At 35.7% G+C, this 24,205-nt stretch carries 17 protein-coding genes; 15 read left to right on the top strand and 2 right to left on the bottom strand.

The window, feature by feature from the left end:
* Nucleotides 1-99: 99 nt before the first annotated feature.
* The gene (locus CPHY_RS11790) at nucleotides 100-1,791 is read left to right on the top strand and encodes a SpoIID/LytB domain-containing protein (protein WP_012200296.1); all 1,692 of its coding nucleotides are present in this window, start codon (nucleotides 100-102) and stop codon (nucleotides 1,789-1,791) included.
* A 270-nt stretch (nucleotides 1,792-2,061) separates the two neighbouring features.
* Complete coding sequence (gene queA / locus CPHY_RS11785) at nucleotides 2,062-3,156, top strand: tRNA preQ1(34) S-adenosylmethionine ribosyltransferase-isomerase QueA (RefSeq protein WP_012200295.1); 1,095 nt, start codon at nucleotides 2,062-2,064, stop codon at nucleotides 3,154-3,156.
* A 248-nt stretch (nucleotides 3,157-3,404) separates the two neighbouring features.
* Here queA and CPHY_RS11780 read toward each other — a convergent pair whose 3' ends face one another.
* Nucleotides 3,405-3,980, bottom strand: coding sequence for a hypothetical protein (locus tag CPHY_RS11780; RefSeq protein ID WP_012200294.1), 576 nt, complete (start codon nucleotides 3,978-3,980; stop codon nucleotides 3,405-3,407).
* 464 nt (nucleotides 3,981-4,444) lie between these two features.
* On the opposite strand from CPHY_RS11780, the gene CPHY_RS11775 reads away from it, so the two are divergent.
* A complete protein-coding gene (locus CPHY_RS11775) occupies nucleotides 4,445-5,491 on the top strand; it encodes a LacI family DNA-binding transcriptional regulator (protein WP_012200293.1) in 1,047 nt (348 codons plus the stop codon).
* Nucleotides 5,492-5,926: 435 nt separating this feature from the next.
* Here CPHY_RS11775 and CPHY_RS11770 read toward each other — a convergent pair whose 3' ends face one another.
* Nucleotides 5,927-6,268 carry a hypothetical protein gene (locus CPHY_RS11770; protein WP_012200292.1) on the bottom strand — a complete coding sequence of 114 codons (342 nt, stop codon included), beginning with the start codon at nucleotides 6,266-6,268 and terminating at the stop codon, nucleotides 5,927-5,929.
* A gap of 577 nt (nucleotides 6,269-6,845) precedes the next feature.
* On the opposite strand from CPHY_RS11770, the gene CPHY_RS11765 reads away from it, so the two are divergent.
* From CPHY_RS11765 to CPHY_RS11710, 12 genes are all read left to right on the top strand, one after another.
* Nucleotides 6,846-8,444 (top strand): glycosyl hydrolase, encoded by a 1,599-nt coding sequence (locus CPHY_RS11765; RefSeq protein WP_012200291.1) that lies wholly within the window; start codon nucleotides 6,846-6,848, stop codon nucleotides 8,442-8,444.
* Nucleotides 8,445-8,500: 56 nt separating this feature from the next.
* The gene (locus CPHY_RS11760) at nucleotides 8,501-9,139 is read left to right on the top strand and encodes a YesL family protein (RefSeq protein WP_012200290.1); all 639 of its coding nucleotides are present in this window, start codon (nucleotides 8,501-8,503) and stop codon (nucleotides 9,137-9,139) included.
* Nucleotides 9,132-12,170, top strand: coding sequence for an extracellular solute-binding protein (locus CPHY_RS11755; protein WP_012200289.1), 3,039 nt, complete (start codon nucleotides 9,132-9,134; stop codon nucleotides 12,168-12,170). Before CPHY_RS11760 ends, CPHY_RS11755 begins: the two co-directional genes overlap by 8 nt.
* 18 nt (nucleotides 12,171-12,188) lie before the next feature.
* Nucleotides 12,189-13,124 (top strand): carbohydrate ABC transporter permease, encoded by a 936-nt coding sequence (locus tag CPHY_RS11750; protein WP_012200288.1) that lies wholly within the window; start codon nucleotides 12,189-12,191, stop codon nucleotides 13,122-13,124.
* 16 nt (nucleotides 13,125-13,140) lie between these two features.
* On the top strand, nucleotides 13,141-14,013 hold the full coding sequence (locus CPHY_RS11745; protein WP_012200287.1) for a carbohydrate ABC transporter permease: 873 nt from the start codon (nucleotides 13,141-13,143) through the stop codon (nucleotides 14,011-14,013).
* 11 nt (nucleotides 14,014-14,024) lie between these two features.
* Entirely contained in the window at nucleotides 14,025-15,515 is a 1,491-nt protein-coding gene (locus CPHY_RS11740; RefSeq protein ID WP_041703587.1) for an NHL repeat-containing protein, read from the top strand.
* Nucleotides 15,512-16,144, top strand: a complete 633-nt coding sequence (locus CPHY_RS11735) for a Yip1 family protein (protein WP_041703584.1) — start codon at nucleotides 15,512-15,514, stop codon at nucleotides 16,142-16,144. The genes CPHY_RS11740 and CPHY_RS11735 overlap by 4 nt, the downstream gene beginning before the upstream one ends.
* Nucleotides 16,145-16,157: 13 nt before the next feature.
* Nucleotides 16,158-18,767: a DUF5696 domain-containing protein gene (locus CPHY_RS11730; protein WP_012200286.1), complete on the top strand. Its 2,610-nt coding sequence runs from the start codon at nucleotides 16,158-16,160 to the stop codon at nucleotides 18,765-18,767.
* Complete coding sequence (locus CPHY_RS11725; RefSeq protein ID WP_012200285.1) at nucleotides 18,733-19,650, top strand: carbohydrate ABC transporter permease; 918 nt, start codon at nucleotides 18,733-18,735, stop codon at nucleotides 19,648-19,650. Before CPHY_RS11730 ends, CPHY_RS11725 begins: the two co-directional genes overlap by 35 nt.
* Before the next feature lie 13 nt (nucleotides 19,651-19,663).
* Entirely contained in the window at nucleotides 19,664-20,656 is a 993-nt protein-coding gene (locus CPHY_RS11720) for a carbohydrate ABC transporter permease (RefSeq protein ID WP_012200284.1), read from the top strand.
* 137 nt (nucleotides 20,657-20,793) lie between these two features.
* A complete protein-coding gene (locus tag CPHY_RS11715) occupies nucleotides 20,794-22,692 on the top strand; it encodes a hypothetical protein (protein ID WP_012200283.1) in 1,899 nt (632 codons plus the stop codon).
* A gap of 46 nt (nucleotides 22,693-22,738) precedes the next feature.
* Nucleotides 22,739-24,187, top strand: a complete 1,449-nt coding sequence (locus CPHY_RS11710; RefSeq protein WP_012200282.1) for an ABC transporter substrate-binding protein — start codon at nucleotides 22,739-22,741, stop codon at nucleotides 24,185-24,187.
* Nucleotides 24,188-24,205: the final 18 nt, after the last annotated feature.

Below are 24,205 nucleotides of genomic sequence, written 5' to 3'. Positions count from 1 at the left end.
CTATTATAATGAAAAAAGTAAATTATACAACAGCTAAGGTAGATTTTTTACAAAAAAACTATTATAATACATAACATATGTAAAGTTAGGAGTAGAAGAATGACAATTGAAAAATACAGAAGACGAAGCCTTTTGCATATTAAATTATCATATATTGGCTTTTTCTTAATCATATTTATTTCAATCCTTCCAAGTGGACAAGTATCTGCACAAAATTTATTGAATAATCAAGTTCTTTCAACGGTACCGCTTGTAACAAATAAAAAAGATATGACAGATATTCGAGTTGGACTTCATGAAAAGTATGAGGGTAATTCTTCAATAAAGATTCAAACTACGGAGATAGCACTTGGATATTGTATTAAAGATAAATATCTTTCAGAAGTTAGCTTTCAATCAAGAAATGGTTTTATTTTTCAACCTGCGAAAGGAAACTATTACGTTTTATCTAAATCCTTTTCTACTTATGAGGAAGCAAAACAAGTTGCAGACAAGATTGCAATGCTAGGGGTGCCGACCGTGCCAACAGCAATTTATCGGAACCATTACCGTGTCTATGTTGGTGGTGATATGAGCAGTTCGAGTTTTTCTGAAATGTATCAGAAAATAAAAGGGAAGCTTGGGTATACTTACTTAGGTCCAGTAAAAAATAATAAACATCGAGTACTGATGTCTGGAGATGGTGTACAACTCCTAATTGATGGAGGAATTGAAAATGCCTATCCTCAGATAAAAGCAATTTCTAAAAACAGTAAAAATGTTTCTTTGATAGATTTGGGTGAACGCTCGTATCGAGGGAGATTAGAGATTGGCTGTTATGGAAAGACTTCATTAACCGCAGTTAACATAATTAATATTGAATCTTATCTTCTTGGTGTTGTACCCTGTGAGATGGTTAGTAGCTGGCCAATAGAAAGTTTAAAGACCCAAGCTGTTTGCGCAAGAAGTTATGCTTTAACAAAAACGGATTATACAGCTGATTCTAATGCGAAAAAGGCCTATTCTATAGAAGATACGCAGACTAACCAGGTTTACAGGGGATATGGATATGAGACAAAACAGGCTACGGCAGCAGTTGCAGCAACCCAAGGAGAAGTAGTAAAATACCAAGGAAAAATGATAACTTCCTATTACTCCTCCACAAGTGGGGGAAGAACTGAAGCCTCTGAAGATGTGTGGGGTAGTAAGCTACCTTATCTACGAAGCGTTGTAGATACGTATGAAAAAATTCCAGAAAAAGGCCCTTGGATTAAAGAATTTACAAAGTCGGATATTCAAACTATTCTTGAGAGAAATGATAAGAGTGTAGGGAATATAAAAAAAGTATCGCCGAGTATTTTAACAGCTTCTAGTCGGGTATATTCCTTAAAAGTTACTGGTACACAAGGTAGTACTTTGATTAGCACCAATAGTCTTCGTAGTATGTTTTCGCTCCCAAGCACCAAGTTTAAAATTATTAATTATCAGGATCAACCTGACGTTGTTACGGTTAAAGGAAGCCAAAGCAGTAAAACAATATCATTAAAAAACAGCTATGTAATCAGTGCTAATAGTCAAGTTAGCTCATTAAATAATGTAAAAGAACAGTATATCGTAAAAAGCGCGGATAACTTAACGAATTTCTTAAAGAACGCTCCTAATAATTCGAACACTTATTACTTCGCTGGTATGGGCTTTGGTCATGGAGTTGGAATGAGTCAGTCTGGTGCAAGGGGAATGGCGTCAGAAGGTTTTCGATATACAGAAATCATTGCTTTTTATTATAATGGATGTGTGGTAGGGCAATATTAAATATATAATGAGGTTGAAAACATAATTTCAAACATCAATATATAGAACATCAAGATATAAAAAATCATGATATGAAACATCAAGATATAGAACATCAAGATATAAAACATAAATATATAAAACATAAATATATAAAACATAAATATATAAAATATAAAAATATAAAAAGATAAATATGTAATAAACATAAGTATGCAAAAAAATAAATATATAAAAAACGTAATAGTTTGTATAGAGATGCGTGTAAGATACGCAAGAATGGAGAACATCATGAAGAAACAGGACTTTTATTTTGATTTACCAGAAGAATTAATTGCACAAGACCCTTTAGAGGATCGTTCTGGCTCGAGGCTCTTGGTTTTAGATAAAAACACCGGTAAAGTTACACATCATATTTTTAAGGAGATTGTAAAATATCTAAAGAAGGGTGATTGCCTTGTCCTTAATAATACAAAAGTTATTCCAGCTAGATTAATGGGAGAGAGAATCATAGAAAAGACCCCACTAGCTCCAGGTCATAGTTATGGAAAAGAAGGAACACCAATAGAACTATTACTGTTAAAAAGAAAGCCAGATGATGTTTGGGAAACCCTAGTTCGTCCAGGAAAAAAGGCGAAGGTAGGTACAAAGATAAGTTTTGGAGATGGTAAGTTAATCGGTGAAATTATTGATGTAGTTGAAGAAGGAAATCGTCTTGTTAAGTTTACTTACCAAGGTATTTTTGAGGAAATATTAGATGAACTTGGTCAGATGCCTCTTCCTCCATATATCACTCATGAGTTAGCTGATAAAAATAGATATCAAACAGTATATGCAAAACATGAGGGGTCTGCAGCTGCACCTACCGCGGGACTTCACTTTACGAACGAACTTTTAAAGCAAATTGAGGATATGGGCGTTGTTATTGCAAATGTTACTCTTCATGTAGGACTAGGTACATTTCGTCCTGTAAAAGAAGATGATATCTTAGATCATCATATGCATTCCGAAGTTTACCAAGTAGAAGAGAGTGAAGCAAAAAAAATAAATGATGCGAAACGAGCAGGTGGAAGAATCATTTGTGTTGGTACAACTAGTTGCAGAACTATTGAATCTGCTGCGAATGAGGATGGATTTGTACAAGCAAAAAGTGGTGCAACAGAGATTTTTATCTATCCTGGATACAAGTTTAAAGTTTTAAATTGCCTTATTACGAATTTTCACCTTCCAGAGTCTACTTTATTGATGCTAGTATCTGCTCTTGCAAGTAGAGAACATATCATTGCAGCCTATGAGGAAGCAGTGAAAGAGAGATATCGATTCTTCTCTTTTGGTGATGCTATGTTTATAACGGATAATATTATCGAAACGAAAGACACGTTCTGATAATCAAGTGTTTTTGGAATAGGTTATTAACAAAAAGCGTGACTTCTATCATTCATGACAAGAAAAATCCGCAAAGTGTATTTTTTCTTGTTTGAGGATGTAAGTCACGTTATTTTTCGTCTAAAATTATTTTTTTAAGCAAATGATAGGGGAAATAAAAAATAGGGAAGAAAGTCTACAATTGTAGAATTATGGGTCTACCGCTGTAGAATTGTATATTACAGTCTAAAAAGACCTCTTTTCATAGATTATGAGTTTACTTTGACGCCAGCGCTTGCCGGGATTGAAATAATTTTCTTAATCGGTTTCCAAACAAGTACTGAAATACTAAAATCAATCATGCTATGAATAATAGTTCCCAATCCGATAAGTCCTATAACGGACAGAAGGTATCCTTTTTCATAATATAAATCAGATACACTAGCACCCCAGTAAAAGAAGGTTACTACAATAACTTCACATACCGCGTGGACAACAGAGATAAGAAAAGCAAACAAGGTAGTACTTGATTTCTTATGCAATATATTACTATTATTCTTAAGTATGATAGCACCTATGGTTGCAAAAACTAAGTGAGTTAATGCTCTAAGTACAACAATGAGTGGAAAGCCAGCAAAGAGAAATCCCATACTGGTTATGAGTGCTACGGAGATTGCGACAATTGGTGATATGAACATTGCGATGAAAATTGGAACATGGCTTGCTAATGTGAAGGAAGCTGGTTCTAGAACTATCTTTGGCGCAAATAATGGTATAGCAATCCCAATTGCACACAAAAGAGCTGAAATGGTAAGTGTTTGAGTTTGAGTTTTACTATTTTTCATTTCGAAATACCTCATTATGTTTTTTAATATACAGCTGACAAGACAGCTGTATATTAAATGATGTTACAGTAAACTTTACGATATGTCAATGCTATTTTTCTTTCGATGTCTTGATATGCTATTTTTCTTTCGATGTCTTGAAGTAATATTTTTTTTATTCTTCAAAAACTGGGATTCCTATGATGATGCAAATATTTTACAAAAAAAGTTCACGAGATGGTGCAATATATAAATAAAGAAACAATTTTATGCTAGACAAACTTGAATAGTTACAAAATATATGGTAAGATTTGTTATAGAAACCAGTATCATAAATGAGCTAAATATTACATGCACAAATTTGCATATATGTGTAAAATAATATAACTCAACTAATATAAGCGTGGTTAGTATGTAGTATTCCGGGTACTAGATTACATAGGGGAACCCTAACCATAGAACGTATCATAGGGGATAGGATTAGTATGAAAAAGGTAACAATTCAGGATGTTGCAAAAGAATTAAATTTATCTAGAAATACAGTTGCAAGAGCTTTGAATAATTCTGAAACCGTAGCATATGAAACCCGTTATCTTGTTATTAAGAAAGCGTGTGAACTTGGTTATCTTAAATTAGCTCCTGCTGTATTGAATGAATTTAAGTTGAAAACGAGTATGAATGACTACAAGACTATAGTTGTTCTTGCCAGACGAGAATTATGTGCATTTTGGAATAGTATTATTATGGGGATTTCTGATGAAGTAAATAAAAATGGCTGTAAGCTTAGGCTGAATTTTATAAGTGATGAGGATGAAGTGAATCTTACCTTACCATTAGACTTTACAGAGAATGTAGATGCAATTTTATTTATCGGTGTATTCACTGGCAAATATACGGATATGATTCTTAAGATGAAGTTGCCAACTGTATTCTTAGATCAGCCGGTAAATGGACTTGGCAGCTTTGGTTATAACGATGTTATTATATGTGAGGGTAAAAATAGTATTCGAATGATAATAGAACATCTAATATCACAGGGTATGAAAAAGATTGGATTTATTGGTGATGTAACATATTGCGAATCAATAAAACAACGTTATGAAGGTTTTCTGGATGGAATGCGTTTGGCAAATCTTTCCATCGATCGAGATATTGTTGCGGTTTCTCATAAAGCAGAACGTTACTATAAAATAGAAGAAGTGGAAGATGCAATAAGTGCCTTTCCATACATTCCGGAAGCGATTGTTTGCGCGAATGATGATATTGCCTTATACGTCATTCGTTGTTTAAGGAAGCGTGGATATCGTGTACCTGAGGACGTGGCTGTTACTGGATTTGATAATATTGAAGGTCTTACCCAGGTGGAATCAATCTTAACTACCGTTGCGGTTAGAAACCAAAAGGTAGGAAAAAGATTAGTTCAGCAACTATTATGGAGAATGGAAAATCCTGATTTTCCTCGTGAAATAATAAGTATAGAGACACAACCAATCATAAGAATGTCTTCAATGCGCAATCTTGAAAATAAATGATAATTGTTTACAACTAATCAGAAACATTATGTCATAAGACTGTTTCTGGTTAGTTTTTTGTCTTAAAATAGAATCAACTTTCTGATTATCTTTCATAAGTTTTCAAAAGTGAAAATATCGATTATTTATCGGCATTTCCAGCACTTTTGCTATCGGTTGATACTTACTTAATTGTGGCTGTGAAATATCTTTGATACTCGCCTGACTTCGCATTTCTGCAAGCTGGAATGCTCGGAAAATCATGGGGATCTATCCGGCACCACTTCGACGGTAACAGGCAAAAGTAAAAACATTACAAGTTAGAATTTATTGTTGTAGAGCAGTCTAAAAGATACTCAAAACAACTTATTAATTGTTCAAAATCATTATATCCTTTTCTAATATATAATGTTTTATTGCATACTTTTTGACTTTTTCCTTTCTCAACTACACATTTTATTTTATAACACCCTTTTTATGTGTTATCTTCAAAACTTCTAATGTTTTCCAACAATTATTTGTGTTGAGTACTGTATGTAAATAGGAATCTCGGTTTAAAAGCGCTTGTCTTACTTGTCTACCATGTTCTCCTTTTAAAATTAATTTAGCACCAGCCTCCGAATCTGCTAACATGCGTTCTCCATCTGCCAATGCTTGTTCTTCTGAGAAAAACCACTCTGTCCCAGTTCTAATATTACGGTTTTTATCATCTGCAATAATAGCCCGATAATGCTCACTTTGATAATCTTTTATATATTTCGTTTCGGTCGAAATTTTATATTGATTTGCCTTATCCATTTAATGTTCTCCTTTAAAAATATTTTTCTATCTTTTGATATATTAATATTATAACATTGTCATATCATCTCGTCATTCCTTTCTGCTTAATCGAAAATATATATTATCCCATGTCAAAGCATGCTTTTTTTCAAGATGAAAGGAAATAACAATCAATTAAAAGAACAAAGACAAATCTTAGAACAATTTTTTAGATAGGATGTTAGCTTAAAAACTCTATTATATTGAGAATTGGTCGAATGGTGCGCAAATATAGAGCATTTATGTGCTAGAATATATTATTGAATGAAAAAATGCAATATTTATTAAAAATTATAAATTGTAAAAATAGATTAAAAAGATGTTTTATTAATAAAACTATTGTACATATATTACAATATATGCTTGTGTCTTAAAAATTCATATGTTATAATGCATATACAAGAGGAAAATAATGTAATATTAAGGGTAAACAAACGCACTATTAAATGCACCATTAGACACAATAGAAATGCATAACTGTAAGAAAAACAATGTTCCTTATTCCTGCTTAAATAACCAAAGTCTAACGATACATAACCGAAGGGATGATTTTAGTATGAGAAAGCAAGGCTTCTATCTAATGTGTTTGCTGCTTGGTTTATCTGTAAACGGATGTACATCACCTGGAACATCAGGAGAGAGTAGTAATCCAAAAGATGTTGTTGTAGACACAGAAGTCGTAAATACAGAAACAGTAAATACAGATGCTGCATGCACAGATACCCCAAGTACAGTTTTACCCTTTACTACACTATCACCTACTATGATACCGATTGAACTTGAAGCGGAAGATGCTGTACTTAGTGGAAATGTAAAGATAGAAAGTAGCAAAAGTGGATTTTCAGGAACAGGATACATTAGCGGATTCGAAGATGACAGTGATTATTGTGAATTTAAGCTTACGATAGAGGAAGATGGTTTTTATGATCTAAACTTCATTAGTGCAGCGCTTGGTGGATACAAAGAAAATTATGTTTTAGTAGATGATGAAAATGTTGGTGTAGCAGTAACCGATCAAAGCAAATTCTCAGATTCGAAATTAGAAAGAATATTTCTTACAAATGGAACTCATAACATTAAGCTATCAAAATTCTGGGGGTGGGTTGTCGTGGATAAATTAATAGTAACATCCTCCATAGAACTAGATACGAGTATCTATGAAGTTCCTGCAACATTAGTAAATCAAAACGCTAGTGATCGTACAAAGAGATTGATGAGTTATTTAACCGATATCTACGGTAAAAAGTTTTTATCTGGTCAATATTGTGAGAAAGGAATGTATGGAACAGAAATTTCTGCAATATGGAAAACAACAGAAGGGAAATTTCCAGCAGTTCTAGGTCTTGATCTTATAGATTATACTTCATCAAGAGTAGAAAAAGGTAGCAGTTCGAAAGCTATCCAATATGCCATGGAATTTGATGAAAAAGGCGGTATTGTTACATTCTGCTGGCACTGGAATGCACCAACGAAATATCTAACTGGAACATGGTATCGTGGTTTTTATACGGAAGAAACAAACATAGATTTGGTTAAGATTATGAACGGTCAGGATGATGAAGGATATCAATTGTTGATGAATGATATTGATGCCATTGCAAAAGAACTACTTAAACTAAAAGAAGCAGATGTGCCTATTTTATGGAGACCGTTACATGAAGCAAGCGGTGGGTGGTTTTGGTGGGGAGCCAAAGGTGCAGAAGCCTATAAGAAATTGTACATATTATTATATGAAAAACTAACAAACGAATACGGGCTAAATAACTTAATCTGGCTATGGAATGGGCAGGATAAGGAATGGTATCCGGGAGATGAATATGTTGATATTATCGGTGAGGATATTTATCCTGGTGAAAAAGTTTATACCTCTCAGATTAATAAATATTTAAAGGCCATGAATTATACACAAGCAAAAAAGATGGTCGTATTATCTGAAAATGGTTGTCTGTTTGACCCGGATTTAGCAATTCGTGATGGTGCAATGTGGGGATTTTTTGCAACATGGGGTGGCGAATTTGTTACAAAATCCGCTTTGATTAACTGGCTATCAGAACAGTATACAGAGGAGTATATGGTTAAGAAGGTCTATGCCCATGATAGTGTTATAACACTAGATAAACTACCAGACTTAAAGAATTACCCAATTTATGAATAGATAGAATATTTATCATGTAATGTGTGGGAAATTACTATGAGGGAGGTGATTTAGCTATGACAGAATGGTTAAGTTCTGATGGAAAAATTATTACAACGATGACGAAGATTGGACATATCGTTATGTTGAATGTATTGTTTATTTTATGCTGCCTTCCCATTATAACAATCGGTAGCTCTATTACATCATTCTATTATGCGATGGTGAAATCTGTTCGAAAAGAAAGAAGTTATCCAGCGAAAGAGTTCTTTAGGTCCTTTAAAAGAACATTATTACCAGGTGGTTTCATAACAATCATCGCAATTATGATTGGAGCTTTATTTTATATGAATAGAGAGTTTGTTGCAAAAGGGGAGAATACAAGTTCCCTTACGATCATCATTATTTATGATGCATTCATTCTCTTGTTGTTAGGATTTTTAACCTACGTCTTCCCGGTCCTGTCTAGGTTTCAATTGAAATTAAGTGGAATATTTAAGATGACCTTATTGATGGAATTTAGACATTTACCATATACCATTCTTTTGATTACAGGAACGATATTTTGTGGCTTTCTACTATGGGTGCTACCATTACCATTTTGGCTTATACTCCCTGGAGGATGGTGCTATTTATCCACGTTTCTACTAGAGCGTATCTTAAAGGTTTATACGCCTAAGCCACAGGAAGGGGAGGATGCTTGGTATTATGAATAACAAAAAGGAGAAGAAGAAAATGGGAAGAAGAATGAGGTTTAGAAGAACTCTATCATTCCTTCTGGCTGCGACCATGCTATTTACACCAATTCAAAGTGGAAAGACTATAATTGCTGCCGAAAATAAAACATTGGCTGATTACGAAGAAATTGTTGGTTCCTATTCCGTTGACAAATCCATTCCGCGATATACGATTTATAAGGAAGGCTTTAACAATGTGAAACCTCCGGATGAGTACACGATTGAAGCAAATGATTATGTTTATTATACAGAGGGCGAACTTGATTCAAACAAGAAAGAAATAGCCGCAATACCAGAAGAATTGAACGATTATGAAGGCATGGATGGAACCTCGGTTATTATTTCAGAAACGGGATTTATTGAATATGAAGTAGATATAAAAAATGCAGGTTTTTATGATATTGCCTTAACTTATTATCCAATTGAGGGAAAGAATTCTGAAATTCAAAGGAGTTTCTTTATTGATGGAGAACTTCCCTACGATGAACTGGCACTTATTGAATTCTCCAGAGTATGGTCAAACAACATTACAGAAACCTACCTCAATGAGGATGGAATACCGACAAAGAAATGGGAAAAAGATAATCAAGGAAATGACTTAAAGCCGACGCTTTATGAAACACCAGAATGGATTACGAGTTATTTATATGACAGTAATGGCTTTGTTATAAATCAGCTTTCGGTGTATTTTACTGAAGGAGTACATAAAATTTCTATGCTTTCTTTAAGAGAACCGATGTTACTTCGTAGGATTACCTTAAATAATACAACGGAAGTAGTAGACTATAAAACTAAAAAAGCAGAATGGGATGGGATGAATGCAAAGGATACGTCAGGCATTCTTGTAAGGGTCGAAGCAGAATCTGTTACGAAAACGTCTTCGCAAATGTTGTATCCAAAACAAGACCAATCCTCCCCTGCGGTTTATCCTTCAAGTACCAAAGAACTGCTAAACAACACGATTGGAGGCAATTCCTGGCGTTTGGTAGGCCAGTGGATGGAATGGGATTTTGAGGTACCAGAGAGCGGTTATTACAAAATTGGGTTCTATGCGAAACAAAATTTCGTAAGAGGTATCTATGTTTCGCGAAAAATTACAATTGACGGTAATGTTTTGTTCAATGAACTAAGCGATTATGGCTTCCAATATCAATCCAATTGGAGATTTGATACCTTAATGGATGAAAATAATGATGCCTATAAGATTTATTTAGAAGCAGGAAATCATACCCTTCGTATGCAAAACGTATTAGGCGAATTCTCTAGTATCATCGGAGAGGTTCAAGAATCCTTATCAAAACTAAACTCTATCTATCGAAAGATCATCCGTATTACGGGTGTGAAACCGGATATTTATAGTGATTATCAGATTGAAGCAAAATTACCAGAGCTAGAAGCTGAGCTAATCGATGTACATAATCAACTCGATTTCGCAATCAAACATTTACGTGAGGTAGCAGGAGGAAGTAGTGATAAGGAAGCTGTTTTAGTAACGATGCGTGATCAGTTAGAGGACTTAATAAAAGATCAGGAATATTTTAAAAAGATTGTGACTTCTTATAAGATTAACGTTCGTGCGGTAGGAACTTGGTTATCAGGGGCAGTTTCGCAACCTTTACAGTTAGATGCCATTTACATCTATTCGCCAGATGTGGATGCGAATATATCGAGAAGTTCTTTCTGGTCGAAATTATGGTACGAGATTTGTAGACTTTTTTATTCCTTTGTTATCGATTACAACCAGATTGGTAATGTTTCAGAAAGAGGGAAAGAAAGCCATACCATTACGTTATGGGTTGGTACTGGACGTGACCAGGCAAATGTAATCAAATCCTTGATTGATGAGACCTTTACAAAGAGAACAGGAATTAATGTAAATGTAATGCTCGTTGATATGGGAACTTTACTACAAGCAACGCTTGCTGGCCAAGGACCCGATGTCGCGATTCAGCTTAATATATCAAATCCAACTTATAATAGCGCAATCCAAAGCTCGAATGATATGCCTATGAATTATGGACTTCGTAATGCGGTTGCTGACTTAAGTCAGTTTAGTGACTTAAAGGAAGTTAGGGAGCGCTTTTTTGATAGCGCACTGGTTCCGTTCACCTATGACAATCATACCTTCGCTCTCCCAGAGACACAAACATTCCCGATGATGTTTTATCGAAAAGATATCTTAAAAGAGTTGGGACTTACCTTACCACAAACTTGGGATGATGTGAAAGTAATCATGTCAGTACTTGCTAAAAATCAGATGGAATTTGGTATGTTACCAAATGAGTTAAATTTCTTAATGCTACTAAATCAGTACGGTGGCCAGTATTATAACGAAGATGCAACAAAATCTGCACTAGATAGTGATGAAGGAATTAACGCATTTAAGGAGTATTGTAGTCTCTATACCGAATATAAACTCGATAAAGTTACCAGTGTTGAGGACCGATTTCGTACTGGGGAATGTCCAATCATTATTGCGGATTATTCTGTTTATAATAATTTTCAAGTTTCTGCTCCCGACATCAAAGGGCTGTGGGGATTTGCACCGGTCCCTGGTATGAGGAAAGAAGACGGGACAATAAATCGAAATGTAGCTAGTGTTGGTTCAGCCTGCGTTATTATGGAGTCGTCAAAATATAAAGAAGACTCCTGGGAATTTTTAAAGTGGTGGACTAGCGCAGAGATACAAACACTTTATGGAAAAGAGATGGAAAGTTTAATGGGAGCTTCTGCGCGTGTAGCAACTGCGAATAAAGAAGCATTTGAAAGCCTTCCATGGCCATCTGCAGATTACAATGCTTTAAAGAAACAGTTTCAAAGTGTTGTTGGTACAAGACAGGTACCAGGTGGATACTTTACTTGGAGAAACATCGACAATGCATTCTATAAAGTAACCACGAATACGGATTCTGCATCTGCAAGAGAGTGCCTCATGGATAATATCATCTATATTAATGATGAAATTAATTACAAGAGAAAAGAATTTCATATGCCATTGTCGAATGACTAAGGATTAGGAGGGGAAATTTTGGCTAAAAATCAGCAAGATATATTAATTGAAGTAAGAAGGAAATCGTCATTAAGAAAGCGAATCGTCAAAAGTAAAACTTCCTACCTTATGATGGCACCGTACCTAATACTATTCTTTTTCTTTACTGTGTTACCAATTTTGGTATCCATTATCTTAAGTTTTACTTATTTTAATATGTTAGAAGCTCCAACATTTATTGGATGGGCAAACTACACGAAACTTTTTTTAGAGGATAATATATTCCTCATTGCTTTAAAAAATACGTTACTCTTTGCAATAATTACGGGACCAGCCAGCTATTTACTTTGCCTGTTATTTGCATGGATTATCAATGAGTTTCATGGAAAGTTAAGAGCTTTCCTAACCTTAGTTTTCTATGCACCTTCCATCTGCGGGCAGGCATATTTAATCTGGAATCTAATCTTTACCGGAGATCGTTACGGCATCTTGAATGGCTTCTTAATGAACTGGGGTGTTATAAATGAAGCGAAGATTTGGATGAAGGATGCGAAATACATCTTACCGTTCCTTATTGTGGTCCAATTATGGTTAAGTCTTGGTACTGGATTCTTAGCATTTATCGCAGGATTACAAACGGTTGATCGTACGTTATACGAGGCGGCAGCAGTTGATGGAGTTAAGAACAGATGGCAAGAACTATGGCATGTGACATTACCAGCCATGAAGCCTCAATTAATGTTTGGTGCGGTTATGCAAATCACGCAATCCTTTGCAATCGCTGATGTATCCATACAATTAGCTGGTAACCCGAGTGTGAATTATGCTGGTACTACGATAGTAACGCATTTACTTGACTATGGTACTTATCGTTTTGAGATGGGTTATGCTTCCGCCATTGCTAGCGTGTTATTCTTACTGATGGTAGGAACGAATAAACTTGTTCAAAGATTACTAAGAAGGGTAGGGGAATAAGGTGGCTAGAGATTACATGAAGCCTAAAAGGCGATTATTTCGTAGGCAAAAGCAGCTAAACCGTTCCGCTGCCGGGAATGGGCTATTATTCACCTTGATGTTTTTTTGCGGTATCTTTATGGCGCTTCCGCTCGTTATGATTGCGAATAATGCACTAAAGCCATTGGATGAAATTTTTAAATATCCTCCGGCAATCTTCGTAAAGAATCCGACCTTAGAAAACTTTACGGACCTGTTTGTATTGATGAATGATACTTGGGTACCATTCTCAAGATACATCTTTAATACTTTTATTATCACAGGATTTGGAACGGTTGGTCATGTACTGGTCGCTTCACTAGCAGCCTATCCATTAGCAAAACATGACTTTCCTGGAAAGAAAATTATCTTCCATATGATTGTATTATCCATGATGTTTTCTTGGACAGTAACACAGATTCCAAATTATATGATAATTTCATTCTTACATATTAACAATACGTACTTAGCATTAATACTTCCAGCTTGGCAGTTTGGTATGGGACTTTATCTAATGAAACAGTTTATGGAGCAGATACCAACCACGCTAGTTGAATCTTCCAGACTAGATGGTGCAAGTGAATGGAAGACCTACTGGACCATTATTATGCCTAACGTAAAACCGGCATGGTTAACGCTCGCAATCTTTCAATTTCAGCAGATGTGGGGGAATACTGGAAGCACCTTCTTACGAAGTGAAGAATTAAAACCTTTACAATTTGCCTTACAGCAGATTACCGCAGGCGGTGCTAAAAGAGCGGGTGCTTCCGCAGCAGTTAGTTTTATACTGGCAGCAATCCCGATTACCTTCTTTTTAATCTGTCAAAGTAATATTCTTGAAACGATGACAACATCAGGTATGAAAGAATAGGAGGATAGTGAATGAAATTAAAGAAGCAAACGCGAATCGCTGTAATAATCACTACCCTAATCTTTTGTATGATGTTTGGTAATGTGACAGCGTTAGCAAATGATCATGTTCCGTATGATACTTATAATTACGATTATCGTGATTATATCGTACACACACCGGCAGCATATGTACCAGATCATAGTATTTCAGGTGTATCCTTTGGAATGAAAGCATTTAATAATCCACAGGATTTATGTATTGCACCGGATGGGCTTGTATACATCGCAGATACTAACAATAACAAGATTGTGGTGCTAAATGACACCATGACAAAATTAGTTCGGGTCATTACAGAGTTTAACAATAACGGTACCACTGATCATTTTAACCGACCTTACGGTATAGCAATATCGAAGAAAAATGAACTTTACATCGCAGATTCTGAGAACAAACGAATCGTGGTACTTAATTCGGAAGACCAATTAATAAAGATTGTAGATAATCCGCAAAGCGATGTTTTAGAAGCAGGTTATGTTTTTACACCTCTTAAAGTTACTGTAGATTATGCAGACCGTATCTTTTGTATCGCGAAAGGTATGACGGAAGGAATTATGGTTTTTGATTCGGATGGTCAATTTACTAGTTTCTTTGGAACCATTAAGGTTGAGATTACACTATGGGAGAAGTTTTGGCGGAGATTATCAACAAAAAAAGAACGGAGCAGACAGTCACTATTTATCCCAACCGAATTTACAGGAATCGATATCGATGAAAAAGGTTTTATCTTCGCATCAAATATTGATAATGCTGGAGAACAGGCGGTACGTAGATTAAATCCTAGCGGTGAAGACGTAATAAAAAAAGGAGTAAAGAAGAATGTAGGCGGGGATTTAAGGACCGGTGGAATGAACAGCTACGCAGGGCCAAGTAAAATCGTTGATGTGGTATATCGAAATAATGGAATTTACTCCATCTTAGACTCCAGAAGAGGAAGAATCTTCACCTACGATTATGAAGGAAATCTCCTTTATATCTTCGGAGGGCTTGGTTCGCAGGCGGGTACCTTTGTTGCTCCAGTGGCAATTGAATCATCAAATAATATGATTTTAGTATTAGATTCAACAAGAGCTGAAATTTTAGTGTTTCAAGCAACCGAATATGGAACGTTAATTAACGATGCAGTAGCGCTTCGCTTTGATGGGGATGAATCCTTAGCGGTTGAAAAATGGGAGCAGGTTTTAAAGCTTGACGAAAATTTTGAAATTGCAAATGTGGGCATCGGAAAAGCTTATTTATCCAAAGGAGATAATAAGTTGGCAATGAAATATTTAAAACTTGGTATGAGCCGTGAGTATTATTCCATAGCCTACAAGCGCTATCGTAATGAAATATTAAAGCAAAATCTAAGTTTTCTACTAACAGGAATTGTTGTTATTTTAGCAGGAACTATGATCACGAAATCAATCATAAGAAAACGAAAGAATATAGTAGATAATACGGATGGGGGTGGATTAGAATGAAACGTTGGTTTTCGAAGGGAAAATTGCGGTATCCGTTTTATATTCTGACTCACCCTGCAGACGGGTATTATGAATTAAGACACAGAGAGCGAGGAAGTGTTCCAGTAGCCATAATCATAACAGCATTATTTAGTTTTTGCTTTAGTATGAACCGTATCCATGCAAGTTTTATTGTAAATGACGTAGATCCAAGAAGTGTGGATTCTATGAACGAATTAGGTGGGGTAATGCTTTTATTTCTCCTTTTTTGTATTGGTAATTGGTCTGTTACCTGTTTAATGGGAGGAGAAGGGCGATTTAAGGATATCGTAACGTCGGTAGGATATGCTTTGTTACCACTCGTATTAACTTTAATCCCTGCAACGATAATATCGGGGTTTGTTGCAGCAGACGAAGAAGCATTTTATTACCTTATCCTTGTATTTGGGGTTGCATGGACAGCAATTTTAATTCTTATGGGTATTATGATTATTCACAATTATTCCCTAGCCAAAACTTTAGTAACTTTAATATTAACCTTTTTTTCTATGTTAATTATTATCTTTATAACAATGATGCTTTTTGATTTATTATCTCAAGTATATGGTTTCTTTCGGAATGTTTATATTGAATTACAAAATCGAGGCTAGGAGGACATAAGACATGAAGTTGTTAAAGAAAATACTTCTTTCGTGCTTAGCGGTACTCCTGGTTGGAGTAATCAGCTATGGCGTTTATTATTTGATTCATTATGTGTTCTACGATGACTATAAGGACTATTTATTAGAGTATTCTTATGAAGAGGGAAAAAAATTCATACCGCTCACAGACAATAGTCCATCGGTAGAAGGAATGGTTCTTGGAGTAGAGAATGCAAATTTAAAATTATATGTAAATCAACATACTGGGGAAATCGCAATTTATGATAAGAGAAATGGAGAAATTGCTTATAGTAATCCACAACATGCAGATGCAGATACCTTAGCAAATGAAGTAAATAAGAACTTACTGAAATCGCAATTGATTGTAGAATATTTTAATAACAATCAAGCACTTAGTAACTTTAACTCCTATGAGCATTCCACATTGTTAAACCAGATTACGATTGAAGCAATTAAGGATGGTTTTCGCTTTATTTATAAAATTGGTGATGCGAAAAGTAAAACTGGAATTGTACCAATGTACATAAAAAGCGAGCGTTTAGAATCCTTCCTAGCAAATTTGGATGAAAAAGATGCAAAGTATGTTAGAAAACGTTATAAGGAATCAAAAGATTACAGCGGATATTTAGAATTAGCTTTTGATATCAATGCTGCAATGGCTACCTTAAATAAAATCGAATCATACCTAATTTTAGCTGGCTATTCAGAAGAAGACTATAGGAATGATATGTCGGTTGCAGAAGGGGATGTTGAACTTCCTATCTCTTTTACAATACCATTAGAATACCGTTTAGTGGGAGATGGGATCAAAGCAACGGTTAACACCTCGCAAATTGAAGAATATGGCGGAGGAAAATTATATCGCATCCAATTATTACGCTATTTTGCGGCTGGGGGTATGGAGGAATCCGGCTATCTTGTTCTACCAAATGGTTCTGGCTCCTTAGTTTATTTTAATAACGGGAAGGTAAATGCAGCCGAATACTCACAATTTGTTTACGGAATTGATCCATTGGTTGCTGATATCGCCGTGGTAGAAAACACAGAACCTGCTAGATTACCGTTATTTGGTATTCAAAAAGAGAATTATGGGGTATTAGCTACGATTGAATCAGGAGATTCCCTTGCTAATATTTCAGCAAGCATTTCAGGAGTACGAAACTCGTATAATAATGCTTTTGTATCCTTCCCGGTTAGAGGATTTGAATTAGTTGCTATCGGTGGAAATACGGGAAACGATACGATGATGACCATTATTGAACCTAAGATGATGAAGCAAGACTTCACCGTTCGCTATTCGATGTTAACGAAAGAGTACGATGGATATTCTGGTATGGCAAACTATTACAGAGAGCGCTTGATATCAGAAGGAAAACTAACCAAACACGCGGAAAATACGGAACTTAATTTCTATATGGATGTAATTGGCGGAGTTAAGCGTACTAATTTCTTTTTAGGTACTCAGTACCGGGAGATTTATAAGGCGACAACGTATGAAGATGCAAATACCATAGTAAAAGACTTAAATCAGAACGGTGTCAACAAAATAATCATGAATTATCAAGGGACATTTAATGGAGGTTACTTCCATGATGTTACAGATAAATTTAAATTAATAAAAAAACTAGGTAGCGAAAAAGAATTAGAAAATTTATCTAAAGCTTTAGAGGAAAATGGCGGAAAACTCTATGCAGATGTCGCTTTTCAAAAGGTTACTTGGATCAGTAAGCGTTATAAACATAAAGTTGAAAATGTGTTCTATTTCGGTAGTGCTATGGAAGGAATCTTCGGCCAGGTAAACCCAACTACGCTGATTCAGTTATCCTCTCTTGGATATCCAGAGACTATCTACAACCTAGTTTCACCAAAGTTTTTACCTCGCTATGTAACTGGTTTTTCAAAAGGAATCAAAGACATTGATATTACTGGAATCTCATTACGTGATTTAGGAGACGTTCTTACTTCGGATAAGAAAAGAACGAATTTTATCAATCGTGAGGAAGCGAAACAAGTTGTGGAAGCGCAGTTTGAAACATTAAAGAGGACAGGAAAACAGATGATGGTTAGCGGAGGAAATTCTTATTCCCTTCCTTATGCATCGAATATTTTAAATGCGCCGCTTGTGCATAATGATTTCTTTCTCATGGATGAAGAAATACCACTATACCAGATGATTTTCCATGGTTGTATCGATTACTGTGGCAGTGCAATCAATCTGATGGATACCAGTGATAAGAGTGATGTAATTTTAAAATTAATTGAATATGGAGCAGCACCTCATTTTACATTTACCTATCAAAGCTCTTCAGAACTAAAATATACCGGTCTGAATAGTAAATATAGCACGACTTTTGAAAACTGGAAGCAGGATGCCATCTCTTTATATTCTGAAGTTAACAGTGTCCTAAAGAATGTAACTGGTGCAACCATAAAAAAACATGAGATTTTAGATACTGGTGTAAGAAAAATAACATACAACAACGGTATTATCATCTATGTAAATACAACGAATTTCGCATATAAGACGGATGGCATAATAATCCCTGCAAAGGGTTATGAAATGGAGGGAGGAACGAATGAAGAAAAAAAAGAAATTAACACTCAGCCGTAAAAGAGCTATTGTTGGCTTACTCTTCATCTCTCCATGGTTAATTGGATTTATCCTTTTTTACTTAAGAAGTTTGATTATGACCATACGTTTTGGCATGTCGGTTGCTACCATTGAAGATGGTGGTGTTGGATATACCTTAACCTACACTGGATTAGCTAATTTCAAAGAATTATTTACTTCACATCCAACCTTTAAACAAGTACTTACTTCTTCCATGCTTGATATGGTCGTGGATATACCGTTAATTATCTTTTTTAGTATTTTTGTTGCACTATTACTAAATAAAAAGTTCAAGGGAAGAACGTTTGTCAGAGCAGTATTTTTTCTACCAGTTATTCTAAATTCAGAAGCGATTCAACAAGCCATTGCGTTATCGACGCAATTAATGGGTGGTGGAATAGCTTCTGCACCGGACGAAATCGTAAGCGCTACCTCAACCGGAGTAAATATCGAATACTATCTACGTCTCTTTAGTGATATAGCAATACCCGATGCTGTTTTTTTATATATTATTGGAGCAGTATCCCGACTTAGTAGTATTATCACCGCCTCCGGAGTTCAAATTATTATCTTTATTGCAGCATTGCAAGCGGTTCCAAGTTCCTTGTATGAAGTAGCTAAGATAGAGGGTGCCACTGGTTATGAAACATTTTGGAAGGTAACCTTACCGATGATAATGCCTTTGATACTAACGAATATTGTTTATACGGTAGTTGATAACTTTGCAAACAGTGATGTAGTGCAACTATCCTATAATACAATCTTTATGACCAAAAATTATGGGCTAGGATCTTTAATGAGTTTAATTAGTATGATTGTTGTTTGTTTATTCCTTATTATTGTTTGTGGAACTATATCAAAGAAGACTTTTTATTATAACTAGAGAGGAGGGCACAATGGATCTCATACAAAATTGTAAGATAGAAATTGAAAAATTGAAAAACGATAAACAGTTTGCGAATAATAGAAAAAAATACATAACGAAGTCCAAAGAAGCTCTTTTCTGGTTATTCCGACTGATTATTTTGATAGGCATTTGCTATGTCATCTTAGGTCCACTCATAGGTATCGTGAGTAGTTCGTTTTTTTCGGACTCAGACTTTGCAAATAAATTAGTCTATATCATACCTCAAAATCCAACAATGGAACGTTATCGCCTCGCATGGTTACGACTAGATTATCTAAAGACCCTAGGAAATTCTTTAGCTTATGTGCTTAGTCTTATGGTAATTCAAGTAGTGATATGCTCTATGGTTGGATATGGTTTTGCAAGATTTAATTTTCCTTTCAAAAAGTTATTATTCGGGTTGGTTATCGTAATGATAGTCATACCGACACATACGGTTATCTTACCGATTTATGTAACCTTTCAGAAATTTAATCCACTTGGCTTGTTTTCTATGTTAACAGGGAAGGTACCAAATTACCTGGGAACCGTGAAGCCAATGTTTATTATGACGTTATTTGGATGTGGTTTAAGATCTGGGTTATACATTTATATTTTTAATCAATTTTTCCGAGGATTGCCGAAGGAAATTGAAGAAGCAGCTTTTGTGGATGGAGCGGGTATGTGGTATACCTATTTTCGCATAATGCTAGTGAATGCAATCCCATCCGTATTAACGGTAGCTATATTTTCTTTGGTATGGCAGTATAATGACACTTTTTTTGGTAACTTATTTAACATTAGTCCTAACATAGTGATTAGTAGAAAAATAACAACATTGCAGCAAACCATAGCGAATGTAGATAGAATAATGACACCAGCGATAGCAAGGCTATATCTATATGCAGGAATTGTATTAGTTATCTTACCGGTTGTTATCGTTTATGTATTGTTACAAAAGCGATTTATTGAAGGCGTGGAACGAAGCGGTATTGTTGGTTAACCGTTTGTATAAAAAGAAGAGAGGGGTTGATTGTGTTTTGGTATAATCCGCAGAGGGATGGCTTATATCAGTTTATGGATTCTTACAGTAACAAGATTTACCGTGAGAAAATGATCTATAGTATAAGGAGGAGTAGTATGTTTAAGAAGAAAAGATTTTTAGCTATTTTTCTGGTATTCGTTATGATTTTCTCCATCTCTGCTTGCAAAAAAGGAGATAAGTCTACAGATGGTGATCAAGTAACCGTAGCACCTACTGCTACAGTAGCACCAACTACTGCACCAGTGAAAGAATCTTTTGTGGGTATTGATTTTGAAGATGGGAATTATGGATTTATTGAATTAAATACATCTCCTGGTAATGCAGATAAGTCGATATTATCCGTTGTCGATTTCAATGGTTCCAAACAACTTAAGGTGGAGATACAAGAGGATAAAGTTCCTTACATAGCAATTGATACTTCAAGTTTACTTAGGAGTAGAGTAGCAGACGTACGTTCGATAGAAATGGATGTAACCGTTGCTTATAAGGATGGAAAATTCCGTGCTGTATCAGGGTTTATCTATGCATATAGCGGAACAGATAGAAAAGAATCCAAAGATCCTTGGTCCGTTTATCTTGAGACAAAGAATCCAAATAAGGCAGTTGGCACTTTAGATAATGAGGCACAGTATTTTGTAGCTGGTGCTAAAAACTTCTTCATCCTTACAAAAGAAACCGATAATGGAAAAGATCAGGGCTTTGGTGCTGCAGATCTATATATAGATAATATCGTAATCCGTGATGCTAGTGGTAATGCAATGGCAGTAGATACTACAGTTTCCTTTGATAAGCCAGACGGATTCGGTGAGTCAGATTGGTCGAACTTAACAAAAGTAAAAGATACTGTTGAAATTGAAGGTTTTAATGTAAGTGGTGATGCTTGGAATCAAAACGGTGTTAATACTACATCAAATAAAGGAACTTTTGATGCATCCTTAATTAAGCCAGGTTGTATTCTTACCATTAACTATACCTCGGAAGGTAGCGTTTGGTTAGTAGCAGTTCCGGGAGAAGGTGCACCTTATGGTTGGACTAGAATTCAGCAGCAGACAGCAGTTAAGAATGATAGTAATTCAACATGTCAGATTACATATGATCAAATCGTGGAAGCCCTAGGAACCGAAGATTTTGCAAGTACTCTTGCAGTATTACAGGGTGAAGGAGATGCTGCATGGTCAATTAAATCAGTTACGATTGGTTATGAAGCAAAACAACTTCCTGCAACGATGAATGATGCCTCGATTGAAGGCTTTGCAGTAAAAGCGGATGGATGGTCTCAGGATGGTGTTATTACAACTTTAGATGGAGGAAATTTTGATGCTTCTTTATTAAAGCCAGGTTCTGTTGTTACTATTAATTATAAATCCGATGGTGATGTTTGGTTAGTAGCAGTACCAGGTACTGGTGCACCTTATGCCTGGACCAGAATCGCACAAGGAGCAGCAGCAAAAAATGATGAGAATAATAAATGCCAAATTACTTACGAACAGATTGTAGAAGCGCTAGGAACCGAAGATTTTGCTAGTACTTTAGGTAAACTTCAATGTGAAGGGGATCAAGCATGGGAAGTATATAGTGTAACGATTGGTGAATTCGCTCATACTATGGTAAAGGTTAAAGATGAAGTTGCAATTGATGGTTTTGCAGTAAAAGCGGATGGATGGTCGCAAGCTGGTGTTACTACAACCACTAACGGAGGAACCTTTGATGCTTCTCTGTTAAAACCAGGTTGCATCGTAACAATTAGTTACAAATCCGCGGGCAATGTTTGGCTAATAGCAAATCCTGGTAATGGAGCTTCCTATGGTTGGACTAGAATCGCACAAGGTGCTGCTGCCAAGAATCCTGAAGGAAATAAGTGCCAGATTACTTATGATCAGATTGTAACAGCACTTGGAACAGAAGATTTTGCTGGTTCCCTCGCAGAATTACAAGCAGAAGGAGAACAGGCTTGGGAAGTTTACGGTGTAACCATTGGTTATCCTGTGGAATAAGTAGTTATCTACCGAAAACCATATAAACATTGATGGAGGGTTCAATATGAAGAAAAGAATGAATAAAATCTTAGCTCTTGGCTTAACCGTTGCCATGATGTTCTCTATTGCTGGATGCAATAAAAATACAGATAAACCAAGTGATTCCGATAAGACTTCAACACCTACAGCTGAAGCAACTAAGCTTCCAGATAATACACCAACTGTGAAACCATCTGGATCAGGCCGTGCGGAATATACCGCTGATGGGAAGAGAATTATAAAAGTAGGAACTTGGTATGAACATTACTATACATCGGATCATAATACAATTGAAGATAACCCGGAAGTTACAGATGTTGAATTAGCTCAGATGCAATTAGATAACATGAGAGCCATCGAAAAAAAATACAACGTAGAGTTCCGTTTTGTTAACCTTACTTGGAATGGTATTATCGAAAGTATTAATACTTCTATTATGTCCGGTAAACCAGACGTAGATATTTACGAAACAGATCTTCAGTTTGGTGCACCAGCAGCGTTAAGCGGATATGCTATGGATATTTCTAAGTTTGCAGCGTCAGATAGTGATGTCTTCAAGGATCAAACTGTTATGAGTTATCTTTCTTTTAAAGGAATTGATAATAATTACTTATTTAGACCTGTTGCCAAGACAAGTCAGCTTGGTGGTAATCCATTGTCCTTTAACCTCGATATGATTAAACAGGCTGGTCTAGTGAATCCACAGGATCTTTATGACAGAGGAGAGTGGACTTGGGACAAATTTAGAGAGTACTTAATTGCTACAACAAAGGATACAAATGGCGATGGTTCTACCGACATTTACGGTTATTCTGGATGGTGGACTGTCCTTTTAGAGAACTTATGTATGTCAAATGGTACATCAATTGCAAGTGGTGCTAAAGAAACATTAAGTTCCCCAGCAACTATTGAAGCAATGGATTTTATCTATAAGATGTACAATGAAGATCATACCGCAGCACCTTGGAATCAAGATGATTGGAATGTCAATAACCAACTTTATGCACAGCAAAAGAGTTGTTTCTTCACCGGTGCAGCTTGGATTTTCAAAGAGTTTGGTATCTCACCTGATGTTGGTTTTGAAATCGCGTGTGTTCCATGGCCAACTGGTCCTAGTGGAAGCTATGAAGACAATAAGATGATGAAGACTGCTGGTAACTACTACTTTATACCAAATGGTGTTGAAGATCCTGAGTTAGTTTACAATGTATTTTATGATTGGACCAACTGGTATCAGGGTGATACAGAACTTCGTGACGATGTAGAATGGTTCCAGAACATGATGATGACAGAAAGAAACTATAATTACTTAGAGATGATGGGTAAGAGAGAGCAATTTGATATGTGGGGCAATCTAGGTCTTGGCGATAACTTCTCCATGGTACCGATTATGAATGGAGAGAAGACGGCTGCTCAATATGCAGAAGAGACAAAGAACATAGTGCAAGAAGCACTGGATCAATATTTTAAATAAACTGCAATAGTAAATAAT

It is taken from the genome of Lachnoclostridium phytofermentans ISDg (genome assembly GCF_000018685.1).
Lineage (GTDB): Bacteria > Bacillota > Clostridia > Lachnospirales > Lachnospiraceae > Lachnoclostridium > Lachnoclostridium phytofermentans.
Note: the sequence above shows the minus strand (reverse complement) of the source record. Positions and strands in the feature narration are given on the sequence as shown.

Excerpts from the sequence above, each read along its gene's own strand:
- CPHY_RS11725 (WP_012200285.1), top strand. The coding sequence starts at position 18,733 with ATGAAGAAAAAAAAGAAATTAACACTCAGCCGTAAAAGAGCTATTGTT.
- CPHY_RS11780 (WP_012200294.1), bottom strand. The coding sequence starts at position 3,980 with ATGAAAAATAGTAAAACTCAAACTCAAACACTTACCATTTCAGCTCTT.
- CPHY_RS11715 (WP_012200283.1), top strand. The coding sequence starts at position 20,794 with ATGTTTAAGAAGAAAAGATTTTTAGCTATTTTTCTGGTATTCGTTATG.
- CPHY_RS11730 (WP_012200286.1), top strand. The coding sequence starts at position 16,158 with ATGAAGTTGTTAAAGAAAATACTTCTTTCGTGCTTAGCGGTACTCCTG.
- CPHY_RS11755 (WP_012200289.1), top strand. The coding sequence starts at position 9,132 with ATGAATAACAAAAAGGAGAAGAAGAAAATGGGAAGAAGAATGAGGTTT.
- CPHY_RS11775 (WP_012200293.1), top strand. The coding sequence starts at position 4,445 with ATGAAAAAGGTAACAATTCAGGATGTTGCAAAAGAATTAAATTTATCT.
- queA (WP_012200295.1), top strand. The coding sequence starts at position 2,062 with ATGAAGAAACAGGACTTTTATTTTGATTTACCAGAAGAATTAATTGCA.
- CPHY_RS11790 (WP_012200296.1), top strand. The coding sequence starts at position 100 with ATGACAATTGAAAAATACAGAAGACGAAGCCTTTTGCATATTAAATTA.
- CPHY_RS11760 (WP_012200290.1), top strand. The coding sequence starts at position 8,501 with ATGACAGAATGGTTAAGTTCTGATGGAAAAATTATTACAACGATGACG.
- CPHY_RS11770 (WP_012200292.1), bottom strand. The coding sequence starts at position 6,268 with ATGGATAAGGCAAATCAATATAAAATTTCGACCGAAACGAAATATATA.
- CPHY_RS11735 (WP_041703584.1), top strand. The coding sequence starts at position 15,512 with ATGAAACGTTGGTTTTCGAAGGGAAAATTGCGGTATCCGTTTTATATT.
- CPHY_RS11745 (WP_012200287.1), top strand. The coding sequence starts at position 13,141 with ATGAAGCCTAAAAGGCGATTATTTCGTAGGCAAAAGCAGCTAAACCGT.
- CPHY_RS11765 (WP_012200291.1), top strand. The coding sequence starts at position 6,846 with ATGAGAAAGCAAGGCTTCTATCTAATGTGTTTGCTGCTTGGTTTATCT.
- CPHY_RS11710 (WP_012200282.1), top strand. The coding sequence starts at position 22,739 with ATGAAGAAAAGAATGAATAAAATCTTAGCTCTTGGCTTAACCGTTGCC.
- CPHY_RS11720 (WP_012200284.1), top strand. The coding sequence starts at position 19,664 with ATGGATCTCATACAAAATTGTAAGATAGAAATTGAAAAATTGAAAAAC.
- CPHY_RS11740 (WP_041703587.1), top strand. The coding sequence starts at position 14,025 with ATGAAATTAAAGAAGCAAACGCGAATCGCTGTAATAATCACTACCCTA.